Below are 23,600 nucleotides of genomic sequence, written 5' to 3'. Positions count from 1 at the left end.
CCCGCCTGCAGCGTCGAGGCGCGCGGCCCGGCCGTCCACAGGCAAGCCCCCTCGGGGCGGGCAGGCAGAGGGTGCGCAGCGGTGTCGTGGGGTCGAGGAGGCTGCCGCGCAGGGCGAACACCGCCCCGACGACGAGCACGACGGCCGCCACCGGCAGGGCCCAGCGGCCACCCCGGCGGGCCGGCGCCACGGCATCCCCGACGAGGACGGCCACCACCCGAGCACGGGCGCGAGGGCGGGCGCCAGGACGAGGGCGTCGACGCTGACCAGCGCGCTCACCGGGCACCACCGACAGAAGCCACGGCGTCGGCCGTCACCGACAGGACGAGCATCGGCGCGACCCCGAGGACGACGACGAGGGTCGCGAGCCCGGCGAGGAGCCAGCGCTCGACGCCGACCGTGTCCGGGGTCCGGCGGACCTCCGGGTCCGGCCGGTCACCGGCCCAGACCAGCCCGGCCACCCGCAGCGCGTAGGCGGCGGCGAGCGCCGCACCGACCGCGGCGACGACCGCGCAGGTGACGAGGAGCGCTCGCGGCCGGTCGGCGGCGGGTGCCCACGCCGAGTACACGGCGAGCAGCTCGCCCCAGAACCCGGCGAGCCCCGGCAACCCGAGCGAGGCGGCCAGCCCGATGACGAGGGCGAAGCCGAGCCGCGGCGAGGTCTCGCGCAGGGCGGGCCGGCGGACGGCGAGGTCGACGTCACCCCAGCGCTGCTTGAGCCCGCCGACGAGCACGAAGAGCAGTGCCGACACCACGCCGTGCGCGACGTTGGCGAACAGCGCGGCCTGCAGCCCGGTCTGCGACCCGCTGGCCAGCGCGAGGACCACGAAGCCCATGTGCGCGACCGACGAGTAGGCGATGAGCCGCTTGAGGTCGCGCTCGACGAGGCAGACCAGCCCTCCCCAGACGATGCCGAGCGCGCCCGCCACGGCGAGCACCGGGGCGAGCCGGCCGAACCCGTCGGGCACGGTGGCCACCGGCAGCCGCACCAGCCCGTAGGTCCCCATCTTGAGGAGCACGGCGGCGAGCAGCACCGACCCGGCGGTCGGCGCGGTCGTGTGGGCGGGCGGCAGCCACGTGTGGAACGGCAGCACCGGCACCTTGACGGCCAGGCCGGCGACGAGCAGCGCGGCGACGGCCAGCTGGGTCCCGGACCCGAGCGCCGCCCCCGCGCCACCGGCCAGCGCGCGCAGGTCGGCCGTCCCGGCGGACGCGACGAGCAGGAGGATGCCGACGAGCATCGTCGTCGAGCCGACCGCGGTGTAGAGGACGAAGCGTTGGGCGGCCTCGGTGCGGGCCCGCGGGTGGTGCGGGTCCCCGTAACGGCCGACGAGCACCCACATCGGGACGAGGACGACCTCGAACGCGACGAGGAAGAGCACGGCGTCGCGGGCGGTGAAGGTGGCCAGCGCCCCGGCCTCGACGAGCAGCAGGCAGCCGAGGAAGGTGGCGGGCGTGCCCCCGGACGGCACCTCGACCCAGGCGTGCGCGGTGACGACCACGCCCATCAGCGCGGTGAGGAGGACGAGGGGCACCGAGATGCCGTCGACGCCGAGCGACCAGTGCACCCCCAGCTCGGGGAGCCAGGCCCGGTCGACCTCGCTGCCGGTGAGGGCGACCGCGACGGCCAGCCCGAGCGTCGCGACGGCCATGCCGGCGGCGAGCGGCCGGGCGACCCGCAGCGGCAGCCCGCGGCCACCGGAGACGAGCCACAGCCCGAGCGTCGCGGGCAGGGCCAGGAGCAGGCTCACGACCACGCCAGCACCCCCACGAGACCGAGGACGACGACCGCCCCGAGGACGAGACCGACTCCGGCACTGGGCCGTTCGCGCCGGTGCAGGCGGACCCCGGCCCAACCGGCCGCCCGCGTGGCGACCGCGGCGCCGCGCACGTAGGCGTCGACGACCTCGGTGTCGACGAACGCGACGACCCGGGCCAGGCGCAGCACCGGCCGCGCGACGAGCCGGCGGTAGAGCACGTCGACGCCGAAGCCGCGGTCGGCGAGGGGGACGAACCGCCGGGCGAGCACCTCGGCGGGGTCGCGGTCGAAGCCGCCGCGCAGGGCCACGGCGACACCGACCCCGACGACGAGCACGGTGAGCAGCAGCCAGAACAGCGAGACCCGGTGCACGGCGAAGGACCCGGTGAGCACGACGAGCCCGCCGAAGACGGTGAGCACGACGAGGACCCACAGCAGCCCGGGGACGGTGGCCGGCACCCGGCCGGCGCTCGGGCGCTGCCGGACGTGCGCGGTGAGCACGAGGTAGCCGCGCGTCGAGTACGCCGCCGTGACGGCCGACGTCAGCACCAACGCGACGAGGACCAGCACGCCCGGCCCGTCGGCGGCCACCGCGCCGTCCCACGCGGACGACAGCACGTGCTCCTTGGAGACGCCGCCGACGACGAGCGGCACCCCGGCGAGCGAGAGGAAGCCGACGAGGAACGCGGCCCGCAGCACTGGGGTGGACGCCCCGCTCCCCCGCAGCGCGGACGCCGCCGTCCCTCCGCCCACGACCGCGGCCCACCCGATGGCGAGGAAGAGCAGCGACTTGTAGATGGCGTGCGACCACAGGTGCAGCAGACCGGCATCCGGCCCGGTGCCCGGTCCGGCCACGGCGATGGCCGCGAGCATGATCGACACCTGGCTGACGGTCGACCACGCGAGCATCCGCTTGAGGTCGCTCTGGGCGAAGGCGAGCAGGGCGGCGAGCAGCATCGTCACCGACACCGCGACGCCGAGGAACCAGCGGGCGCTCGGGCTGTCCTCGAGCAGCGGGTGCAGGCCGGCGAGCACGACGGTGCCGGCGGCCACCATCGTCGCCGCGTGGATGAGGGCGCTGGCCGGCGTCGGGCCCTCCATCGCGTCGGCGAGCCAGTCCTGGAACGGCACCTGCGCCGACTTGCCGAGCACCCCGATGACCACGAGGGCCAGGAGCACGGCCCGCAGCCGGGCGTCGGGCGCCGAGCAGGCGGTGAGGGCGTCCCCGAGCACCGACCCACCCGCGACGGCGCTGTCGATGCACTGCGTCGGACGGTCCCAGGCCGCGACGACGGCGCGCAGGTCGGTGGACCCCGCCCCCGCCGCGAGCCCGACGATGCCCAGCACGAACCCGATGTCGGCGACACGCGTGACGAGGAAGGCCTTGAGCGCCGCCCGGCGCGCCGTGGCCCGGCGCGACCAGTGCCCGATGAGCAGGTAGGAGCACCACCCCATGAGCTCCCAGCCGACGACGGTGAGGACGAGGTCGGACGAGACGACGACGAGGAGCATCGCGGCCGTGAAGAGCGAGACGGTGGCGGCGAACTGTCCGTAGCGGTCGTCGGTCCGCAGGTACCACGTCGAGTACAGCTGCACGGCGGTCGCGACGAGGGCGACCACGGTCACGATGGCCAGCCGCGCGGGGTCGGTGACGACGGCCAGCGGGACGTGCAGCTCGCCGACGGGGAGGGCCGGACCGAAGCCGGTGACGCTGCCGGACTGGCTGATCCACGCCACGAGCGCGAGCAGCAGGGTGGCTCCGCCGGCCACCACGGCCACGACCTGGGCGATGCGGTCGTCACGACGCACGGCGACGCCGAGCAGCGAGGCGACGGCCGGCACGACGACGAGCAGCCAGGGGTTCACCGGGGGTCCCCCGGGTCGGCGGGGCCCGCGGCCGGCGCACTCGGGGCGTCGAGGTCGATGCTGCCGCGCAGCCGGAACACGGCGAGCACGACGGCCAGCGCGACGACGACCTCGGCGGCGGCGATGGTGATGACGAAGAGCGGGAGGACGCTGCCGGCGGCCCAGCGGTCGGCACCTGCCGCCTGCGTGGTGACGAGGAGGACGAGCCCGCCGCTGAGCACCAGCTCGACGCCGACGAGCAGCAGGACGGCGTTGCGGCGCACCGCGATCCCCGCCACGCCCAGCCCGACGAGCGCGGCGGCCAGCAGGTACGGGCCGGCGAGGTGGATCACGAAGCGACCTCCCGGCCGGCCTCCGCCGACCCGCCCCGCGCGACGGCGAGCCCGCCGACGAGGGCGGCGAGCAGCAGCAGGGAGAGCAGCTCGAACGGCCAGACCCAGGTGCCGAACAGCTGCCCGGCGACCTGCGTCGTCGTCACGTCGGAGCGCCGGACCGTGCCGTCGGCCAGGGGCAGGAGGACGGACGCGAGCAGCCCGGCGGTGGCCAGCCCGAGCAGCGCGGCGCCGACCGCCCGCCAGGGGCCGACGGCGTGGGCCCGGTCGGGCCCGATGGGGGCACGCGTGAGCATCAGGGCGAAGAGCACGAGGACGACGACGGCCCCGACGTAGACGAGCACGAGGACGAGCGCGACGAGCTCGGCGCCGAGGACGAGGAGCGAGGCGGCCACCCCGAGCAGCGCGACGACGAGCCACAGCGCCGCGTGCACGACGTGCCGCGTCGTCACCGCGAACAGGCCACCGACGACGGCGAGCACGGCGCTCGCCGCGAATGCGGTGTCGAGCGCGGTCACGAGGGATCCTCCGGAGCGGCGGCCTCGGGGGCGGCCTCGGGCGGCGCCGGGCGGGCCTCGCCTGCCACCCGCGGCCGGACGGTGCGCGGCGGACGGGCGCCGGCGCCCGCACCACCGACGAGCCCGGTGCCGCGCGCCGGCCGGTTGACGGCGGCGACCTCGGCCGGCTCGGCGGCCTTCTCGTCGAGCGCCGGCGGTGGCGGCACGGTGGCCATCCACTCCCCCAGCCGGTCCTTCTCGTGGAGCAGGTCCAGGATGGACACCTCGGCGTACTCGAACTGCGGGCTCCAGAAGAGGGCGTCGAAGGGGCACACCTCGATGCAGATGCCGCAGTACATGCAGAGCGAGAAGTCGATCGCGAACCGGTCGAGGACGTTGCGCTGCCGCTCGCGCCCGCCCTCGGTCGGCGCCGGGATCGTCTCCTTGTGCGAGTCGATGTAGATGCACCAGTCGGGGCACTCGCGGGCGCAGAGCATGCACGAGGTGCAGTTCTCCTCGAGCAGCGCGATGACCCCGCGGCTGCGCGGCGGCAGGCTCGGCGCGACATCCGGGTACTCGTGGGTGTGGCTGGGGCGCAACGCTGTTCGCGCTGTCGTGGCCAGCCCCTTGAGGACGCCCGGCAGCCCGCCGTCGCGTCCGCGCTCGTCCCTCGGCTCCGTGCCCGACCCGTTGCTCACCATCCCGCCACCACCCCGACTCCCGTGAGGACCAGCTGGCCCAGCGCCAGCGGAACGAGCCACAGCCACGCGATGCGCTGCAGCTGGTCCTCGCGCAGCCGCGGCCAGGCGACCCGCACCCAGATGACGACGAACGCGACGACGAAACCCTTGAGCAGGGTCCACAGCCAGCCGACGCCGTCGCTGAACGGCCCGTGCCACCCGCCCAGCCACAGCACGGCGAAGAGCAGCGACATGACGACGATGCCGGCGTACTCGGCGAGCAGGAAGAAGGCGAAGCGCAGTCCGGTGTACTCGGTCCAGGCGCCCATGACGAGCTCGGCGTCGGCGACCGGCATGTCGAAGGGCGGCCGCTGGAGCTCGGCGACGGCTGCGACGAGGAAGACGAACGCGCCGGGCAGCTGCCAGAGCAGCCACCACGGGCTCCACGCCTCGACGAGCCCGGCGAGCGAGAGCGACCCACCCGCCAGCGCGACCGACGCGACGGCGAGGACGACGGGCAGCTCGTACGACACGAGCTGGGCCGCGGCGCGCAGGCCGCCGATGAGCGAGTACTTGTTGGCGCTCGACCACCCGGCCATCAGCGTGCCGAGCGCACCGACCGAGGTGGCCGCGAGGACGAGCAGCACCGACCCGGGGACCTCGACCGCGGCCACGCCCGGGTGCACCGGGATGGTCGCGAGCGCCACGAGGTAGGGCACGAGGGCGACGGCCGGGGCGAGCCGGAAGACCCACCGGTCGGCGGCCGCCGGGACGATGTCCTCCTTCTGCACGAACTTGACGCCGTCGGCGACCAGCTGCGCCCAGCCGTGGAAGCCGCCGGCGTACATCGGCCCGAGCCGGCCCTGCATGTGGGCCATCACCTTGTGCTCGGCCTGCCCGACGAGCAGCGGCAGGACGAGGAAGGCGGCCAGCGCCGCGACGGCCCGGAGCACGACCTCGAGGAGGGTCATCGCGGCCCCCACTCCGGCGGCGGGACGCCCGGGGCCTGCACGCGCCGGCGGCTCGGCGACTTCGCCGACTCGTGCCCCTCGCCGGGTTCCTTGCCGCCGGGCCACGGCTTGGAGGCGCGGGCCGCGAGCTGGAAGGACTTGCGCAGCGGCGTGCCCTCGAAGCCGTCGGGCAGCAGCAGCGGACGCAGCCCGAGGCCGCTGCCGTCGTCGAAGCCGTCGACGTCGATGCCGAACATCTCGTGGGTCTCGCGCTCGTGCCAGGCGGCGCCGGCGAACACCGGGGTGAGGGACGCGATGGCCTCGCCGTCCGGCAGCCGGGTGGACAGGAGCAGGCCGCGCAGGGCGCCCGGGGTCGAGACGTCGTAGAGGTGGAGGACGACGTCGAAGCCCGGCGCGGACGCGTCGTCGGTGCGGTCGACGGCGCTCAGCCAGTCGAGGAAGGCGAAGCCGTCGTCGAGAGCGGCGGCGGCGGCCTCGCGCCACCCACCGGGCTCGACCACCCGCGTCTCGTCCGCCACGTCCGGCAGCCTAGCGAGACACCGCCCCGGCGCACCCGTGCGCACCCACCGGCTCGCCCCCGAAGCGCCGTCGGGGGGAGGGCGTGCTGGCTACGATGACGGCGTGGTCGACCCGGATGCCGCGCAGCCGCGCGAGGAGCCCCCGGTCGGCGGGGTCCACGACGTCGACGGCGACACCATCCCCCGCTCGCGGCTGCGGGCGGCGTGGGGCCCGCCGGAGTCCGGCACCCATCCGCCGCCGACGACTGCTGCTCCCCCGACCACCCCGGTGGCCGCACCGCCTCCGGCGCCGATGGTGCGCGACGCCCCGGAACCGGCCCGGGCGGCCGCACGGCGCACCGGACCCGACCTCGAGCACCGCATCGCCCCCTGGGCCGTGCCTTCCGCAGCACCGGCTCCGCCCGGAACGCCGGACGCTCCCGCACCGGGCCACACCGCCCCGGCGCACGCTGCTCCCGCGCCCGCGTCCCGCTCCCGGACGCGCGCGCACGCCCGGTTCGCCCCGCCGCGTGGCGCCGTCGACCTCGCCCCCGAGCGCCCGACCCCGCTCACCGACCCACCGCGTCGCCGCTTCTGGCCCTGGCGCCGGTCGGCCGGCTGACCCGGGCCGGACCGGCGGCCGGAGCTACCGACCCCAGCGACCCGCGGGCAGCCGCACGGTCGCGCTGAGGCCTCCCTCGGCCCGGCGCGCCAGCAGCAGTGCGCCGTCGTGCGCGCGGGTGATGCTCTCGGCGATGGCCAGTCCGAGCCCGACGCCCTGGTCGCCGCCCGTGCGCGCCGACCCGCGCAGGAACGGCTCCTTGAGGATCGCGACGAGCGAGGTGCCCAGCGCCTCACCGGTGTTCACGACGCTCAGCTCGACGCCCTCGTCGCCCGCCCGCGTCGTGACCCAGACCGTGCCGCCGTCGGGCAGGTTGTGGACGACCGCGTTGTGCACGAGGTTGGTCGTCAGCTGCTGGAGCAGCGCCGGCGACCCCGTGGTCGGTGCCGCGTCGCCGGACACCTCGATGGCCACCCCGCGCCCCTCGGCCAGCGGCAGCAGGGTCTCGGCGGCGTCCTCGGCGAACAGCGACAGGTCGACCGGCTCGTGCGTGAACGAGCGCCGGTCGGCCCGGCTGAGCAGCAGCAGCGCCTCGGTGAGTGCGACGGCCCGCGTGTTGACGTGCAGCAGCCGCTCGAGGAGCTCGTCGTGGTCGTGCGCAGGGTTGCGGCGCGCGACGTCGAGCAGGGTCTGGGTGATCGCCAGCGGGGTGCGCAGCTCGTGGGAGGCGTTGGCGGCGAACCGCTGCTGCTCGGCGACGTGCGCGTCGAGGCGCCCGAGCATCCCGTCGAAGGCGTCGGCCAGCTCGCGGAACTCGTCGTCGCGCCCCTCCATCCGGATGCGGTGCGAGAGCGACCCGGCGGCAGCGGTGCGGGTCGCGTCGGTGATCCGGGCCAGCGGCGAGAGCATCCGGCCCGCGAGGAACCACCCGCCGACCAGGCCGACGACGAGCAGGAAGACCATCGCCTGCCCGGCACGCGGCACGAAGGCGTTCTGCAGGTCGGTGCGGCTCGGCTGGAACGGCCCCGGCCCGGCGACGGACTGGTCCGGGACGTAGCGCAGGAGGAAGACCCAGACGGTCGCCAGCAGCAGCCCGCCGGCGGCCAGCAGGAACCCCGCGTAGCTGAGGGTCAGCTTGAGCCGCACGCTCATCCCGGGCTCCCTGGTCACCCGGCGTCACCCCCGGGAGCGGCGGCCGCGACCTCGATGCGGTACCCGACCCCCGGCACCGTCGCGACGATCCCCGGCTGGCCGAGGCGCTTGCGCAACGCCGAGACCGTGATGCGCACGGCGTTGGTGAACGGGTCGGCGTTGACGTCCCAAGCGCGCTCGAGCAGCTCCTCGGCGCTCACCACGCCGCCGCCCGCGGTGACGAGGACCTCGAGAACGGCGAACTGCTTGCGGGTCAGGGCGACGTAGCGCCCGTCACGGTGGACCTCCCGCCGGAACGGGTCGAGCCGCAGGCCGGCGACCTCGAGCACCGGCGGGCGGTGGTGGGCGCGTCGACGGTGCAGGGCCCGCAGCCGCAGCACGAGCTCCTGCAGCTCGAACGGCTTGGTGAGGTAGTCGTCGGCCCGAGCTCGAACCCGGAGGCCTTGTCGTCGAGCCGGTCGGCGGCCGTGAGCATGAGGATCGGCAGACCGCTGCCGGAGGCGACGATGTGCCGCGCCACCTCATCGCCGGACGGGCCGGGGACGTCCCGGTCGAGGACGGCGATGTCGTAGGTGTGGACGTCGAGCAGCTCGAGGGCGGTGTCGCCGTCGGGTGCCAGGTCGGCGGCGATGGCCTCGAGCCGCAGACCGTCCCGGATCGCCTCGGCCATGAGGGGTTCGTCCTCGACGACGAGCACACGCATGACCCGATGCTAGGCACGCCGGTGTATCGCCGGCGTATCCGGAAGTGCATACGGCGCGGCAACACGGCCCGACCTTGACTGGCCGGCATGTCCAGAACCCCCGCGCGGACCCGCGGACGACGCCGCGTCGTCGTCGGCCTCACCCTCGCGCTCCTCGCCGCCGTGCCGGCGGTCCGCATCGCCACCGGGGCCGCCGCGGACCCGCCCGGTGCCTCGGCCGACGTGCCGTCGCGGGTCGAGGCCGCACCCCGGCCGCCCCCGCGCGACCGGCGCGCACCACGAAGCCCGCGAGGACCGTGAAGGCCTCGACGCCGGGGGCCGCCGGCGACCACCCCCACTCCCTCGGCACGGCCGACGGCCGGCTCCCGGACGGGGCCACCGTCCGCGACACCCTCTACCCGGGGGTCGCCCGGCTCGACCCCGAGCTGCGCGCGGCCCTGCGCGCCGCGACCGCCGACGCCGCCGACGACGGCGTGCGCATCCGCCTGGAGAGCGGGTGGCGGTCGCGCGCCTACCAGGCCCACCTGCTCGCGGACGCGGTGTCGCAGTACGGGTCCGCGGCCGAGGCCGCCCGCTGGGTCGCCACCCCGGACACCTCGCCGCACGTCGGCGGGGACGCCGTCGACGTCGGCCCGGCCGACGCGATGACCTGGCTGGCCCGGCACGGCGAGGAGTACGGCCTGTGCCGCGTGTACGCCAACGAGCCGTGGCACGTCGAGCTGCGCGAGGACGCCGCGCGCGACGGCTGTCCCGCCCCGTACGCCGACCCCACCCACGACCCGCGGATGGCCCGATGAGGCCGCGGGAGGTGTCGCGTCCGGCCCCGGGGCGCTCCCTCGTCCTCGTGCTGCTCGCGGTCTACCTCCTGCTCCTGGTCTGGACGGTGCTGTGGAAGCTCGAGCCGCCGTGGACCGGCAGCGAGCGGTTCGTCAAGCTCGTGCCGTTCGTCAGGACTGCCACCTCCGGCCCGAGCACCGGGCTCGAGGTGGCCGCCAACGTGGCCCTGTTCGTGCCCTTCGGGTCCACCTCGGGCTGCTCGTGCGGGCCCGACCGGCCGTCGTCGTGGCCGTCGTGACCCTCGTCGTGGCCACGGCGAGCGCGGCCCTCGAGGTCGCCCAGTTCGTGCTGGGAGTCGGCCGCTCGGACGTCACCGACGTCCTGTCCGACACGGCCGGCGGTCTGCTGGGGCTCGCCGCACTGGCCGTCGTCCGGGCCGCCGGGGGCGCCCGGGCGACCACTCTCGTGCGACGCGCCTGCTCGGCGGCGACGGTCGTGGCGGTGCTGGCCGCCGGGCTCTACGCCCTCTCGCCCGTGCGGCTCCTGCACGTGCACGACGTCGGGTCCGCGGCGGGTGCCGTCGACGAACGCATCCCTCTGCCCGCGGTCCCCGGCGGCTGAGTCAGCCGACGAGGACGGTCTCGGGGGCGGTCGCGCTCGAGGCGTCACCGACCCGGGCGGCGTGGATGCCCGACGGCGTCCGGCCGGCGGTGGCCCGGCGCGCGGGCAGCAAGGAGGTCAGCGAGACGGCCCGCCGCCACCGCTCCCGGCGCGAGCGGCCCTCGGCGACCTCGTGGCGGGCCCGACCCGCGAGCGCCCAGGTGCGCTCGGCCGTCGCGTCGTTCGCACCCGCCGGGCCGAACACCGCGCCGTCGACCGCCCGGGCGGTGTCGAGCAGCGCCGCTCCCCCGACCACCTTGGCCACCTCGCGCCGCGTGTCCCGGCGCGAGACCGCGTAACCGGCGTCGCGCAGGGAGTCGAGCACGTCGTCCCAGGCCGCGGCGGCCCGCGCCGCCGGAGCACCGCGCCGCCTGCGCACCAGCCGGCGCAGCCCCTTGACGAGCACGAGCAGCCCGGTCCACAGGGGCAGGCCGAGCACCGGCACGGCGACTCCGGCCAGCGTGACCCTGACCCACAGCGGCAGCGGCGTGCTGACCTCGGGGGCCGAGGTGCGGCTGCGCCCGCTCGCCGACTCGTCGAGGGTGAAGCCGTCCTCGCTGCTCGGCGGGCGCTGCGCGGTGGGGGGCGGCACCGCGGCTGCTCGGCTGCGGTCCTGCTCGAGCACGGCCCGGGGCTTGGGCGCCTTGTCGCGCGGGGGCACGAACTCGTCCGGGGCGATGAGCTGCCAGCGGGTGCCGTCGTGCACCTCGACCCAGGCCCGCACGTCGCTGCCGCGCACGACGCCGTCGCTCGCGGGCACCGCACCGAGCACGATCCGCGCCGGCATCCCGAGGTAGGCCGCCGACAGCGCGAGGGTCGCCGCGAACTGCTCGTCGTTGCCGGCCGGCTCGGCCTCGGAGACGAAGGAGGCCAGCCGCCCGGAGGAGTGCCCGGGGAGGATCGTCTCCTCGCCGGTGCCGCCGTCGCTGTAGGCCCCGATGGTGCGCAACCGGGTCGCGACCGACCGCAGCTGGGTCATCGGGTCACCCCCGCCGGCGACGCTCGCGGCGACGAGCCGGGCCACCGGCTGGGCGAGGGTCGGGTCGACGGGGGGCGTCGCGGGGACACCGGTGTCGGGGGCCCCGAGCTGCTCGTCGAGCACGTACGTCTCGTCGGTGGACAGCCCTCGGGCAGGACGGCCGCGCCGGTGTCGAGGTTGTAGCGCAGGTCGTCGTCGCGGTCCTGCGCCCGCGGCCCGTCGAAGGCGATGCGCGTCTCGCTGCCGACCGTCGGCACCCAGATGCGCAGCTCGCGGCGCTCGGCCCAGGCCGCGCCGATGGTCACCGTGGCCGTCGCGTCGCGGCCGCCGTCGGCCCGGGGGATGCGGGCGCCGACCCGCAGGAAGCTGCCGGACCCGCCTGCCGAGGTGGACGTCGCGTTGCCCGCGGCCCACACGGTGCCGGAGTAGCTGTCGACGGTGGCCAGCCGCAATAGCGTCCCCTGCGGGAGCCCGGTGACCCGCAGCAGCTGCCGGTCGGCGAGGTCGAGGGCGACCGGGCGGAAGGCGCGGAAGGCGGCGAGCGGGCTCGGGCGGTCGGTGGCGGCGAACGGGGGCTCGACGTGCTCGCGCAGCACCTGCCGCTGGGCGGTGCCCACCCACGGGATGGCCCCGAGCACGATGACCCCGACGACCGCGAGCAGCAGGGCGGCGGTGGCCATCCGCTCGAGGTTGCGGGCCGTGTGGACGACGACCGAGCGGCGCGAGCGCGTGGTGCCCCAGACGAGCGCGGCGGTCAGCAGCACCGCACCGCGGGCGACGACCCCGCCGGGGGCGACGACCCCGAGGGCGACCGACGCCACGCCGACGAGCGCGGGCACGAGGACGGGGAGGTAGGGCGACCACGTCCGACGGGCGACCATCAGGGCGGCGCACCCGCCGACGAGCGCGAGGAGGAACGGCAGCAGCGCCAGCGGCCCGGCGCCGTCGACCGGCGGGAGGGTGGTGAGCAGCCGGCGCCAGCCGTCGGTGGAGGTGTCGGCGAGGGTCGCCCACGCGGTGGGGGTCGGCCACGGCCCGGCGGCGGTACCGCGCAGGGTCAGCGGCGGCGCGAGGAGGGCGGCGACGACGACCAGGGCCGGGGCCGCGGTCCACCACGGCAAGCGGAAGCGGTCGAGGACGAGGGTCAGGAGCACCCCGGCGACCAGCCCCACCGCGCTCGTCACGACCCACCACGGGCCGTCGAAGGTGCCGGCGAACGCGCTGAGGGCCGTCGCGGTCAGGACGAGCACCCCGAGGACGTCGGCGGCGGCGTGGCGGCGGCGACGGGCCAGGGCCCGCGCCCGGCGGGTCATCGGGGCGCTGGGGAGGTCCGACGGAACCAGCACCGCGGCCCCGGAGGGCGCGGGCGTGGCCACGGTGCGCTCGGCGGTCCTGGTGCTCACTGGCCCCCACCACCCGGACGAGGCGCGGGAGGTCGTCGAGCGACCCGACGGTGAGGAAGGTGATGCCGAGGACGGTCGAGGCGCTGCTCCGCTCCCCCGGGGCCATCCGCAGCACGAAGAGGCGGACGTGCGGACCGAGGTGGCCCGACGCCCGCTGGACCTCGGCGACCGGGGTGTCGGGGCCGGTGACGACGACGGCGATGGACGTGCCGGGCGCCAGCCCCGCCATCCGGGCGGCGAGGGTCGGCAGGTCGGTGTCATCGGGCTCGACCCGCGAGAAGCCGTCGAGGGTGCGGGCCACGCCGGCGCGGTCGACGGCGTGCGAGCCGGCGACGACGCTGACGTCCATCTCGTCGCGCAGTGCCCGGACGGCGACCGACGCGGCGGCGGTGACACCGGCCTCGAAGGTGTCCTCGTCGGCGTAGCCCTCGAGCCGGGCGTCGAAGAGCACCCCGAGGTGCGAGCGCCGGGTGTCGGTGTAGCCCTTCATCATCAGCGTCGTCGTGCCGGCGGCCGCCGACATCCGCGCCGACGACTGCCAGTGCACGTGCCGCCGGTCGTCGCCGGGCAGGTAGGTGCGCAGGGTGTGGAAGTCGAGGTCGGACATCGACGGGTCCTGGGTGGGCCGGCCCTCGAGGTCGCGGATGAGGCCGGCGTCGAGCGAGGGCAGGCGCACCACCTCGGGGTGCACGAAGAGCTCGACGGTGCGCGAGGTGTTGAGCGTGCGCCGGGCCAGCCCGAAGGGGTCGCCGAGCACCGTGGTCACCGGCCCGACGACGAGCACGCCGCGCTTGCTCGTCGGGATCTCGAACGGGTAGTCGACGCGCACGCCGGGGCCGAGCGAGGCCATCCGGAAGGCCTCGATGCGCCCGTCGACCGGCACCTCGAGGTCGGCCGGCGCGACCCGGCGGCTGCGGCCGTTGGTCACGAGCAGGGACCCGTCGGCGGTCATCCCGGGGCGCACCCGGCCGGGGTGCACCGTGAGGTCGAGGTCGACCCGCGAGCCGCCGAGCGACATGAGCACCGAGAGCACGAGCAGGACGACGAGCCCCAGCCCGATGATGCGTGCCTCGTCCCACGACAGCACCCAGCCGAGCAGTGCCGAGACCACCCCGACGACACCCGCGCCCCAGCCGGTGCGGGTCACGACGGACCGCTCCCGGAGGAGGTCGAGGAGGTGGCGCAGGGAGGTCATGGCGGGCTCAGGCGTCGGTGCCCACGGCGGCGGGGAGCGGGATGGCGGCGAACAGCTCGTCGATGACGTCGAGCATCGTCACCCCGTCGAACTGGGCGTCGGCGTCGAGCAGCATGCGGTGCTGCATGACGGGGACGGCGAGCTCCTTGAGGTCGTCCGGGACGACGTAGTTGCGCCCCTGCCCGGCGGCCCAGGCCTTCGCGGCGTGCACGTAGCCGAGCAGCCCGCGCACCGACAGCCCGAGCCGCAGGTGCCGGTGCTCGCGGGAGCGCTCGGCGAGGGTCTGGGTGAACTCGAGCAGCGGGCGCGAGACGTGCACCGAGCGGGCGACCTGGCGCAGCCGCAGCACCTGGGTGCCGTCGATGACCGGGGTGACCGACGCGGCGCGGTCGCGGACCGCCATCCCGGAGAGGACGCCGATGGTGGCCTCGGGGTCGGGGTAGCCGATGGCCGTCTTCATGAGGAAGCGGTCGAGCTGGGCCTCGGGCAGCCGGTAGGTGCCGGCCTGCTCGATGGGGTTCTGGGTCGCGATGACCATGAACGGCGACGGCACGGTGTGCGTCGTGCCGTCGACGGTGACCCGTCCCTCCTCCATCACCTCGAGCAGCGCCGACTGGGTCTTCGGCGACGCGCGGTTGATCTCGTCGGCGAGGACGATGTTCGCGAACACCGGCCCGCGGCGGAACTCGAAGGCCTGCGCCTTCGGGTCGTAGATCGAGGCGCCGGTGACGTCGGAGGGCAGCAGGTCCGGGGTGAACTGGATGCGCTGGTGGCTGCCGCGCACCGCGCCGGCCAGCGACCGGGCGAGGCTGGTCTTGCCGGTGCCGGGCACGTCCTCGAGCAGCAGGTGCCCACCGGCGGCGAGGCAGGCCACGCTCAGCTGGACGACACGCTCCTTCCCGACGAGGGCGGCGCCCACGGCGTCGACGATCGTCGCGAAGGTCTCGCCGAACCAGGCGATCTCGTCCGCGTGGGCCAGGGGCTCGGTGCTCATGGGGTCCTCGTCATCGGTTCGGGGTGCTGGGGCTGAGGGGTGCTGGGGTCAGCGGGCCGGGGTGTCATGGGGCGACCCACGTCCGTCGCACGGGGGTCTCGGGCGCCTGCCCGTCGTCGCAGGTGATCGTGTAGCGCCGGCCGGAGGTCGCCGTGAACTCCGACTCGGGGACGGTGCGGGTGCCGTTGCCGTCGGCGTCGGTGTCGAGGCCGACGCTCGTCGTGCCGCCCGAGCCCTGCTCGTCGACGACGCACTGGAGGGTCGTGCTCGCCGTGAGGTTGGCGGCGGTCAGGGTGAGCTGCACCGAGCCGTCGGGGAGCGGGTCGCCCGTCGCCGTGACCGACCCGCCGCGGGTGCGGGCGCTGCCGTTCCCGGACACCGAGTCGCTCCCCCGGGTGACCGTGACGGCGAGGCCGATGTCCCGCGAGAAGCCGACCTTGCGCTTGTAGGTCTGCGTGAAGCTTCCGCCGCCGGTCGTGTCGTCGACGCGGACGTCGCCGGCGACCCCGCCGGACACGACGACCGAGACGTCGGCCGGGCGCCCGTTGGGCTCGGCGCTGACCGTGAACGTGACCCACGGGCCCACCGTGGAGACCACGTCGACGCTCGCCGGCCCGAGCGGGCCGTAGACGACGTCGGAGGTGACGGAGGTGCTCGAGCTCTTGCCGCCGCTGTTCGTCGCGGTGAGCGTCAGCGTGTACGCGGAGCCGTTCGCGGGCACCGTGACGACCTCGTCGAAGGCCTGCGGGCCCGTGCCGTTCGGCTGGAACGAGCGGCACGCCGTCCCGCTGACCCGGCAGGTGATGGTCAGCGGGGAGTCGTCGCGGGCGGCCGGGGACGTGAACCGCAGCCGGACGGCGCGGTCGTCGCCGGTGGCCGTCGCGGAGACGCCGGAGAAGTCACCCGGTGTGCCGATGGCCTCGAGCGAGGTGGGGGCGCTCGGCGGGGAGTCGTAGTAGGCGTTGGAGGCGACGACGCGGTACTCGTAGGTGGACCCGTCGTTCTCGACCGCATCGGCGTCGCAGCGGGTGGAGGTGGTGCGGCACACCTGGGTGGAGCCACCCGGGCCGCTGCGCGTGACGGTGTACGAGGTGTCGCCGGGACCGTTGGGGGACACCGAACCCCAGCTGACGACGACCGCCTGCCGCGCGCCGCCGGCGACCTCGGTGGTCTCCAGGCGCGGCGCGTCGGGGGTCGCCGGGGTGCCGGCCGACTGGCCCTCGACGGTGACCCCCGGACCCCAGCCGGCGGTGTTGTGCGCCTTGATGGTGAACGGGGTCGGCAGCGTGTTGTCGAGGCCGGTGGGCGACACCGAGGTCGTGCTCGTCTCGAGGCGCCCGCCCGGCCAGGTGACGAGGTAGCGGTCGACGGCCGAGCCCTGCGTGGGCGCCGGCCCCCAGGTGACGGTGACGGTGCGGTTCGCGGGGTCGACGACCCGGGGGTCGACCGGGGCGCCGGGCACCTCGTCGGGGGTCACCGGGGCGGAGGCGGCGCTCGGCGGGCCCCATCCGACGGCGTTGCGGGCCCGGACGGTGAAGCGGTGCGGGGTGGCGTTGGCGAGGCCGGTGACGAGGCAGGGCGAGGCGTCGCAGAGCTGCGTGCCACCGTTCTCCCAGCGCACCTCGTAGGCCTCGATGGGCAGGCCGTTGTCGTTGGGCGCGCGCCAGGTCATGCGGGCCGACTGGCTGAGGGTCGGGCCGGTCTGGGTCGGGGCACTCGGGGCGTCGGGGACCCCGAGGACGTCGATGCTCAGCGTGCCGGTGCCCTGCCGGTCGCGACGGGTCGTCGAGTCGACGTCGGTGATGGTGACGCGGAAGGTGATCCGTCCGCGCGCGTTGGCGGCCGGCGTCACCGACAGCGTCGTCGGGCCCTCGCGGGTGACCGACGCCGCCGACCCGGAGGTGCGCTCGGGGTCGCCGACGATCGAGAAGGCCGGGTCGCCGAGCTGGGAGCGCAGGTAGCCCCTCAGGTTGACCGTCGCGGTCGTGCCGGCCCGCACCCCGGACACGACCACGGGCGCCATCGTCGGCGGCTGGGCCGGGGCGACCCGCACGGTGATGACGGCCGGCACCGCCTCGGTGCCCTCGGCCGTGACGAGCATCCGGGCCGTCGAGCCGGGGACCGCGGCCGGTCCGGCGGCGACGACGAGCGTGCTGTCGTCGCGGTTGGAGACGCTCAGCCCGGCGACCGCCTGCTCGAGCTTCCCGGTGAACCGCAGCTCGGCGAGGGTCTCGGGCCGCGCGGTCCAGACGTGGCACAGCTGCGGGATGGCCAGCGGCCGCGACGAGCCACCGACGACGACGTCGACGGCGGTCGGCGGGCAGCGCAGCACCGGGGTCTCCGGCCCGACCTGCACCGGCACGGTGAGGAACGCCCGTCGGGCCCTGGGGTCGTCGGCCCGCGCGGAGGTCGAGACCTCGAAGGAGACGGCGGCCGGCCCGACGTAGCCCGCGAGCGCCGTGACCCGCAGCTGCGAGGCGCTCTCGGCCTCGACCCGCAGCTTGCCGGACGGCGAGGCCGCGAGCCGGTCGTCGGTGGTGAGGGTCAGCTGGCGGCCGGCGGGGTCGACGACGACGTCGTCGAGGTTGACCGTCGCGCTGCCGTTGCGGTCGACGCGCACGAGGGCGTCGTCGCGCACGCTCGGCGCCCCCGAGCCACCCGCCGGCACGTGGACCAGGCCGAGGGCCGCGGCACCCCCCGCGTCGGTGATCTCGAAGGACAGCACCTGCGGGGTGTCGGTGACCGGCAGGGTCACGGTGCCGTCCTGGATCCGCGCCCCCGAGGCGTTGAACACCCGCGTCACCTGGATGGGGCCGCCGGGCGAGTCGGGGTCGACGGCACCGGCGAGCAGGTCGACGTCGACCGTCGTGGCACCCGGCGCCGGCTGGGCGAGGGCGTTGCGCGGGACGGGCGGGAGGTTGACCCCGTCGCGACCCCGGACGCGGATGGTGGCGACCGAGGGCTGGCCGCTCGCGCCGACGATGGAGTAGCGCAGGCTGAGCGGCTGCGCGGCCGGCGGAGCGGTGACGGTGACGCGCCCGGTCGTCGGGTCGAGGGAGGCCCGCCCGCCGAGGCTCGGGTTGAGCTCCTCGAGCGGTGCGATGGTGGCCCGCTCCCCGATCGGCTGGATGTCGTTGGCGAGCGGGTCGACGACCACGGTCGCCCCGGGTGCGACGGTGACCTCGTCGTCGACGGCCACGACCGGCTGCGGGTCGCCGGGCGGCGCGACGGCGATGCGCACCGTGCCGGTGCCGATGTTCCCGTAGCGGTCGCCGAGGAGGTAGGTGAAGTCGTCGGTGCCCCCGGTCGTCGGGTACGCCTGGTAGGTGATCGAGGAGGGCGTGACGGCGAGGACGCGCCCGAGGCTCGGGGCCGAGGCCAGTCCGGCGAGGGTGGTCGAGTCGCCGTCGGGGTCGGACCCGGAGTCGGCGACCGCCACCGTGATGGTGTCGCCGGCGACGACCCGCCCCTCGAGGGTCGGCGGCGCCGGCGCGCGGTTGGGCAGGACCGCCGACGGGGGCGGGACGATGGTGACCCGTGCCAGCCCGGAGGCCCTTGCGCCGGAAGCGGACTCGACGACGTAGGTGATGGCCACCGTGCGCTGGGTCGTCACCTCCGGGGCCTGGAAGCGCACGACCGTGCCGGCGACGTAGGCCGCCCCGACCTGGTCGGTGGTCGGCCCGCCGTTGGGTCCGCCGACCGGCAGGGTGCCTGCGCGCGGGGCGCCCTCGACGCGCGGCGAGAGGCGCAGGGTGGCACCACTGGGGTCGATGTCGTTGTCCAGCACCGAGATCGACACGTGGTCGCCGGAACGCACCGTGGCGGTGTCGTCGACGGCGATGGGGGTGTCGTCGGCCGGCTCGGGCAGCTGCAGCACCGACACGTCGCCGGTGGCGGTGCGTCCCTCGCCGTTGGTCACCGTGTAGTGCACGAGCACCGGGTTGGGCCGCAGCGACGGCCGCGTCGCCGCGATGCGCAGCCAGCGCCCGCGCAGCACCGCCACCTCGACGGCGTCGGACGAGTCGGTCTGGGTGCCCTGCACGACGAGCAGCCCGCCGGCGGGGTCGACGTCGTTGGCGAGGACGTCGACGATCGTCGCGGTCTGGCCGCGCACGACGGCCTGGTCGGGCATCGCGGTGATCGCGCCCGGCCGCTCGGTCGCGGCGCGCACGTCGACCCGGATGGCCCCGCGCGCCAGCGGGGCGTCGCCGTAGCGGACGGTGTACGCGAGCAGGTAGGTGCCGGGGGCGCCCGCGGTGACCGCCACGGTGCCGGACTCGAGGCTGGTGTCGACGGTCGTGCCGTCCGGAGCGGTGACCGCACCGGCCAGCTGCAGGCTCGCCGACGGCGTCGTGGGGTCGGCGCCAGCGATGTCGTTGTCGAGCGGACGCAGCACGATCGGCTTGCCGACCTGGCCGCGGCCGACGTCGGGCAGCGGCGTGGCGGCCGTCGGCGTCACGGCATCCGGGCCGAGGACGTCGATGGACTGCCGTCCGGTGCTCGAGGCCGTCCCGTCGGAGACCGTGTACTCGATGATGCGCGGGCCGGCCTCGGCCGGGGCGGTGTAGCGCAGCCGTCCGTCGCTGGTCAGCCCGACCGGGGTGTCACCGTCCTTGGCCGCGGTGACCGCGACGGGGTCGGAGTCGGGGTCGCGCCAGTCGCCGACGACCGGGAGGCTCACCGACCCGCGGTTGACGACCGTCGTGACGCCCGGCACGAAGTTCGGCCGCAGCGCGGGGGCGCCGTTCTCGGACGGCTGGCGGACCTGGACGGTGACCGCGGCCGACGAGCTGTTGCCGCGGCCGTCGTCGATGACGTACTGGAAGCTCGTCGAGCGCGCGGTCGGCTCGAGGTTCAGCTGCACGGCCTGCCCGTCCGGCGAGATCGCCACCGTGCCCGCCGACGTGGGCAGGCCCGAGACGCGCGTGATCGACAGGACGCTGCCGGACGGGTTCGCGTCGTTGTCGAGGACGTGGAGGATGCTGGTGCGCCCCGGCCGGGCGCCCACGGTGTCGTCGCGCGCCTGGGGCGGCTTCGAGCTGCGGTCGACGGTGGTCGACTGGTCGGGGTCCTTGGGCGGCGACTGCGACGACGGCGGCGCGACCGCGGCCCAGTTGTCGAGGCGGTTGCCGGTGTCGAGCGACCACACGCCGCCGTTCGCGCTGTCGTTGAGCGCGACCGAGCGGTGGTTGAGGCGCAGGTGCGGGGAGAGCAGGTTGGTGGCCTGCTTGAGCACGACGTCGGCGAAGGGGCCTCCACCGCAGGCCTTGACGACCCGTCCGGGGCTGCCCGACCACGCGGCGTAGGTGCAGCCGTCGAGGACGACGGGGGCCGCGGCCGGGCCGGTGCCGCCGGTGACGAGGGTGCGCACGGCACCGGACGTGAGGTCGACCGAGAGCAGCGAGCGCGGCGTGGCGACGAGCACGGCGCCGTCGGCCTCGCCCTCCTCGGGCACCCCGTCGGTGAGCGTGCCCCCGGTGAGCGAGGTGCGCGTGCCGTCCGGGCGGGCGATGACGCCGGCGACGGTGTCGAGGACGACCGGCCCGGACGCGGTGAGGACGACGTGGGCGTCCTGCAGCGCCCCGCCGAGCGAGCGCGACTCCAGGCTGAACCGCCCGTCGCCGGTGGGTCGCAGGGTGAGCAGCCGGCCCCCGGAGCCCGCCGCGTACGCCGTGCCGTCGTCGTCGACCGCGACGTCGGCGGTCAGCGCGTCGCCGGTGACGTCGGGGGCGATGGGGACACGGCCCACGGCGTCGGCGGTGAAGCCGTCGACCGCCACGGCGGTCGGGGTGGTGGAGGCGGAGGCCCGCACCTCGCCGGAGTCGGGGTCGACGAACACGGACGTGCCGCCGCCGACCGCCAACGGCGCCGCCGCCGGGATCTCGGCGCTGCGGTCGGTGAGGAGGGTGCCGGCCCGCACGTCGACCGGGGCGACCTTGCCGCTGATGCGGTCGCGGGTGAGCACCGAGGACCCGGACTGCACGACGTCGAGCTGGTAGGTCGGGCTGCGGTCGTCGCCGGGCGCGAAGGCGGCGTCGAGGTGGGCGGCCGGCGCGTTGAGCCGGCCGAAGAGGCCGCCGCGGTCGTTGGTGACCCACAGGGTGCCGTCGTTGGCCTCGAGGTGGTCGGTCGTGTAGCCCGGGCTGCGGGTGGCGGCGTAGCCGTAGCCGCCGGCGACGAGGGCCAGCACGACGGCCACGACCGTCCCCGTGCGGGGTCGCCGAGGACCGCGGCGTGCCTGGTGGCCGCGCCGCGCCGTCCCACGCTCCTCGCTCATGTACCCGGTTTCCGACCGTCCGGGGCGCGTTCACGGCCGCGCCCCGGACCCATTGTGGTTGACGGGCGGCTCCTCCGTGGCCGGGTTCGGGCAATCCGACCGGGCGTGTTGCGGACGAGCGGTCAGCCGACGGTCAGCGGGCTCTCAGGCCCGGGTGACCTGCACGATGCTCGGCCGGGGCCCGCCCCAGCGACCGTCCGCGAGCGAGCCCGGTGCGACGTAGTCGGGGAAGTAGGAGTGCTGGTCGGCCCAGGACCCCTCCTCCCCCGGGTGCTGCACGCAGACGAACACCGACCCCGCGCCGTCGCGGTCGTGCACGACCGGGCCGCAGGTCTCGGCCTCGCGCGGCACGGCGAGGAACTGCTCGACCCGGCCGCGGTCGCGGCCCTCGAGGGTCACCCGGTGCAGGGCGTCGCACAGGCCGAGGGTGCCCGGCTGGCCGTCGGTGGAGATCCACAGCGCGCCGGTGGAGTCGAAGGCGACGTTGTCGGGGCAGGAGATCGGCGAGACCGGCCCGTCGTAGCCCCCGAAGTACGTGCCGGCGCTGTCCGGGTCGCCGCAGACCAGCAGGAGGTTCCAGGAGAACCGGGTGGCCGTCGGGTCGTCGCGGTCCTCGGTCAGCTCGAGCACGTGGCCCTCGCGGTTGGTCACGCGAGGGTTGGCCTCGTCGGCCGGGGCGTTCGTGCCGACCCCACGGTTGGTGTTGTTGGTCAGCGCCGCGTAGACCCTGCCGGTCACCGGGTTGGGCTGGACGTCCTCGGGACGGTCCATCCTCGTCGCGCCGACCTTGTCGGCGGCCAGGCGCGTGAACACGAGCACCTCGGCGACGTCCATCCCCGGCACCCGCGAGCGCCCGTTGCGCACGAGCGGCACCCACTCGCCGCGGCCGTCGAAGCGCTCGTCGGACGGGAGCGTGCCGGTGCCGTCGATCTCGGCGGCCGGGCTGTCGCCGGTGAACCGGGCGACGTAGAGGTCGCCGCTGGCCAGGAGGGTCTTGTTGTGCGCCCTCGCCGCCCGGCTGCTGTCGCGGGCCATCCGCTTCTCGGAGACGAACTTGTAGACGTACTCGAAGCGCTCGTCGTCGCCGGAGTAGGCGACGACCCGGCCGTCGCGGACCACCCGGACGTTGGCGCTCTCGTGCTTGAAGCGGCCGAGGGCGGTGTGCTTGACGGGCGTGGAGTCGGGCTCCATCGGGTCGACCTCGACGACCCAGCCGAACCGGTTGACCTCGTTCTCGTAGCCCGGCTGCCGGGCGTCGAAGCGCGGGTCGACGGTCCACCAGTTGCGGCCGCTGGCGCTGACCGTCGTCGGGATGCCGTAGCGCCTGTTCTGCGGGGTGTCGGCGGCGACGAAGTACTGGTGGAAGTTCTCCTCGCCCGAGAGCACCGTGCCCCACGGGGTCGTGCCACCGGAGCAGTTGTTCTGGGTGCCGAGCACGGTGCGGCCCACCGGGTCGTCCTTCGTGCGCAGCAGCCGGTGGCCGGCGGCGGGCCCGGAGACGGTGAACCTCGTCTGCACGTGGACCCGGCGGTTGTAGTGGCTGCCGCGCACGTACTCCCAGGGCTCGCCCTCGCGGCTGCGGCGCAGCTCGACGACGCTCAGGCCGTGCGCGGCCATCGCGATGCGTTTCTGCTCGGCGAGGACCTCGGGGTCGCTCGACGGCGGGAACATGATGCCCTCGTTCGTGTACTCGTGGTTGACCACGGCCAGGGCGCGCCGGCCGCGGCCGCCGTCCAGCTCGATGACGTCGAGGTAGTCGCAGTTGTAGCCGAGCTGGCCGAGCTGCGAGCGCTCGCTCTGGTGCTCGGGGTCGAAGTCCTCGCTGTGCCGGAAGAGGGGGTCGCCCCAGCGGATGACGGGCGTCCAGCGCCAGCCCTCCGGCACCGTCAGGGCGTCGGTGGCCGCGGGCACGGGGGCGATGGGCGTGAAGCGCAGGCCCCGCCCGTGACCCGGGCCGTGGCCGTGCCCCGAGCCGGCGGCCGCCGCGTCGGCGGTGCCGACCGCGAGGGCCAGCGCCCCGGCCGCACCGAGGGCGCCGCGGCGGCTGAAGGCCCGGGCCGCGACGTCACGGAAGTACTCGTTGCCGCTGGTGTTCGGCGCCTCGTGGGCGCACTGGTCGCCGCACTTGAGGCGGCAGGTGACGGGGCTGCGCTTGCCGCGGGCGTGGGCGGCGAGGGCGAGCAGGGGGCGGTTCTCCGGGGCGGTCGTCATGGCCAGGACGCTAGGAGCGGTGCCCGGACCACCGGGCGACGTCGACCTGAACACCGGATGACGGTTGCCCGAGGGTCCGGTGGCC

At 75.7% G+C, this 23,600-nt stretch carries 17 protein-coding genes and 2 pseudogenes; 5 read left to right on the top strand and 14 right to left on the bottom strand.

Annotated elements, in window-relative coordinates:
* Positions 1 to 275: 275 nt before the first annotated feature.
* Genes G7075_RS00600 through G7075_RS00570 form a run of 7 tightly spaced genes read right to left on the bottom strand, consistent with a single transcriptional unit; the run spans position 276 to position 6,623 of the window.
* Positions 276 to 1,751 carry an NADH-quinone oxidoreductase subunit M gene (locus tag G7075_RS00600; RefSeq protein ID WP_240917791.1) on the bottom strand — a complete coding sequence of 492 codons (1,476 nt, stop codon included), beginning with the start codon at positions 1,749 to 1,751 and terminating at the stop codon, positions 276 to 278.
* The gene (locus G7075_RS00595; RefSeq protein ID WP_166117899.1) at positions 1,748 to 3,625 is read right to left on the bottom strand and encodes an NADH-quinone oxidoreductase subunit L; all 1,878 of its coding nucleotides are present in this window, start codon (positions 3,623 to 3,625) and stop codon (positions 1,748 to 1,750) included. The genes G7075_RS00600 and G7075_RS00595 overlap by 4 nt, the downstream gene beginning before the upstream one ends.
* The gene (gene nuoK, locus G7075_RS00590) at positions 3,622 to 3,957 is read right to left on the bottom strand and encodes an NADH-quinone oxidoreductase subunit NuoK (protein WP_166117898.1); all 336 of its coding nucleotides are present in this window, start codon (positions 3,955 to 3,957) and stop codon (positions 3,622 to 3,624) included. Before nuoK ends, G7075_RS00595 begins: the two co-directional genes overlap by 4 nt.
* Positions 3,954 to 4,475 carry an NADH-quinone oxidoreductase subunit J gene (locus G7075_RS00585; protein ID WP_166117897.1) on the bottom strand — a complete coding sequence of 174 codons (522 nt, stop codon included), beginning with the start codon at positions 4,473 to 4,475 and terminating at the stop codon, positions 3,954 to 3,956. The genes nuoK and G7075_RS00585 overlap by 4 nt, the downstream gene beginning before the upstream one ends.
* Positions 4,472 to 5,155 carry an NADH-quinone oxidoreductase subunit I gene (locus tag G7075_RS00580; RefSeq protein WP_166117896.1) on the bottom strand — a complete coding sequence of 228 codons (684 nt, stop codon included), beginning with the start codon at positions 5,153 to 5,155 and terminating at the stop codon, positions 4,472 to 4,474. Before G7075_RS00580 ends, G7075_RS00585 begins: the two co-directional genes overlap by 4 nt.
* Positions 5,149 to 6,105: a complex I subunit 1 family protein gene (locus G7075_RS00575; RefSeq protein WP_166117895.1), complete on the bottom strand. Its 957-nt coding sequence runs from the start codon at positions 6,103 to 6,105 to the stop codon at positions 5,149 to 5,151. Before G7075_RS00575 ends, G7075_RS00580 begins: the two co-directional genes overlap by 7 nt.
* Positions 6,102 to 6,623, bottom strand: a complete 522-nt coding sequence (locus G7075_RS00570) for an NADH-quinone oxidoreductase subunit C (RefSeq protein ID WP_166117894.1) — start codon at positions 6,621 to 6,623, stop codon at positions 6,102 to 6,104. Before G7075_RS00570 ends, G7075_RS00575 begins: the two co-directional genes overlap by 4 nt.
* A gap of 103 nt (positions 6,624 to 6,726) precedes the next feature.
* Here G7075_RS00570 and G7075_RS00565 point away from each other — a divergent pair, with 103 nt between their 5' ends.
* Positions 6,727 to 7,224 carry a hypothetical protein gene (locus tag G7075_RS00565; protein ID WP_166117893.1) on the top strand — a complete coding sequence of 166 codons (498 nt, stop codon included), beginning with the start codon at positions 6,727 to 6,729 and terminating at the stop codon, positions 7,222 to 7,224.
* Between the two features lie 24 nt (positions 7,225 to 7,248).
* Here G7075_RS00565 and G7075_RS00560 read toward each other — a convergent pair whose 3' ends face one another.
* Together G7075_RS00560 and G7075_RS00555 are read right to left on the bottom strand one after the other, a co-directional pair.
* Positions 7,249 to 8,316 (bottom strand): HAMP domain-containing sensor histidine kinase, encoded by a 1,068-nt coding sequence (locus tag G7075_RS00560; protein WP_305849796.1) that lies wholly within the window; start codon positions 8,314 to 8,316, stop codon positions 7,249 to 7,251.
* Positions 8,317 to 8,330: 14 nt separating this feature from the next.
* Positions 8,331 to 9,019 (bottom strand): annotated as a pseudogene (locus G7075_RS00555) (response regulator transcription factor).
* 87 nt (positions 9,020 to 9,106) lie between these two features.
* On the opposite strand from G7075_RS00555, the gene G7075_RS00550 reads away from it, so the two are divergent.
* The 4 genes from G7075_RS00550 to G7075_RS00535 are packed head-to-tail and all read left to right on the top strand — an operon-like array spanning position 9,107 to position 10,417.
* Positions 9,107 to 9,319 carry a hypothetical protein gene (locus G7075_RS00550; RefSeq protein ID WP_166117891.1) on the top strand — a complete coding sequence of 71 codons (213 nt, stop codon included), beginning with the start codon at positions 9,107 to 9,109 and terminating at the stop codon, positions 9,317 to 9,319.
* Entirely contained in the window at positions 9,316 to 9,816 is a 501-nt protein-coding gene (locus G7075_RS00545; RefSeq protein ID WP_166117890.1) for a M15 family metallopeptidase, read from the top strand. Before G7075_RS00550 ends, G7075_RS00545 begins: the two co-directional genes overlap by 4 nt.
* A gap of 11 nt (positions 9,817 to 9,827) precedes the next feature.
* Positions 9,828 to 10,094, top strand: coding sequence for a hypothetical protein (locus tag G7075_RS00540; RefSeq protein WP_166117889.1), 267 nt, complete (start codon positions 9,828 to 9,830; stop codon positions 10,092 to 10,094).
* Positions 10,091 to 10,417 carry a hypothetical protein gene (locus G7075_RS00535; protein ID WP_166117888.1) on the top strand — a complete coding sequence of 109 codons (327 nt, stop codon included), beginning with the start codon at positions 10,091 to 10,093 and terminating at the stop codon, positions 10,415 to 10,417. The genes G7075_RS00540 and G7075_RS00535 overlap by 4 nt, the downstream gene beginning before the upstream one ends.
* Before the next feature lies 1 nt (position 10,418).
* On the opposite strand, the gene G7075_RS20525 is transcribed toward G7075_RS00535, so the two are convergent.
* The 5 genes and pseudogenes from G7075_RS20525 to G7075_RS00515 all read right to left on the bottom strand — a co-directional run bounded on the left by G7075_RS20525 (position 10,419) and on the right by G7075_RS00515 (position 23,515).
* Positions 10,419 to 11,558 carry a transglutaminase-like domain-containing protein gene (locus G7075_RS20525; RefSeq protein WP_371814264.1) on the bottom strand — a complete coding sequence of 380 codons (1,140 nt, stop codon included), beginning with the start codon at positions 11,556 to 11,558 and terminating at the stop codon, positions 10,419 to 10,421.
* Between the two features lie 1,677 nt (positions 11,559 to 13,235).
* A pseudogene (locus tag G7075_RS22325) lies at positions 13,236 to 13,445 on the bottom strand (DUF58 domain-containing protein); the annotation flags it as partial.
* A 595-nt stretch (positions 13,446 to 14,040) separates the two neighbouring features.
* On the bottom strand, positions 14,041 to 15,027 hold the full coding sequence (locus tag G7075_RS00525) for a MoxR family ATPase (protein ID WP_166117886.1): 987 nt from the start codon (positions 15,025 to 15,027) through the stop codon (positions 14,041 to 14,043).
* A gap of 64 nt (positions 15,028 to 15,091) precedes the next feature.
* Positions 15,092 to 21,226: an Ig-like domain-containing protein gene (locus G7075_RS00520; protein ID WP_166117885.1), complete on the bottom strand. Its 6,135-nt coding sequence runs from the start codon at positions 21,224 to 21,226 to the stop codon at positions 15,092 to 15,094.
* Positions 21,227 to 21,448: 222 nt separating this feature from the next.
* Positions 21,449 to 23,515 carry a PhoX family phosphatase gene (locus G7075_RS00515; RefSeq protein ID WP_166117884.1) on the bottom strand — a complete coding sequence of 689 codons (2,067 nt, stop codon included), beginning with the start codon at positions 23,513 to 23,515 and terminating at the stop codon, positions 21,449 to 21,451.
* Positions 23,516 to 23,600 lie beyond the last annotated feature (85 nt).

The organism is Phycicoccus sp. HDW14 (assembly GCF_011383005.1).
Classification (GTDB): domain Bacteria; phylum Actinomycetota; class Actinomycetes; order Actinomycetales; family Dermatophilaceae; genus Phycicoccus.
This window is presented reverse-complemented; position numbering and strand designations above follow the sequence as displayed.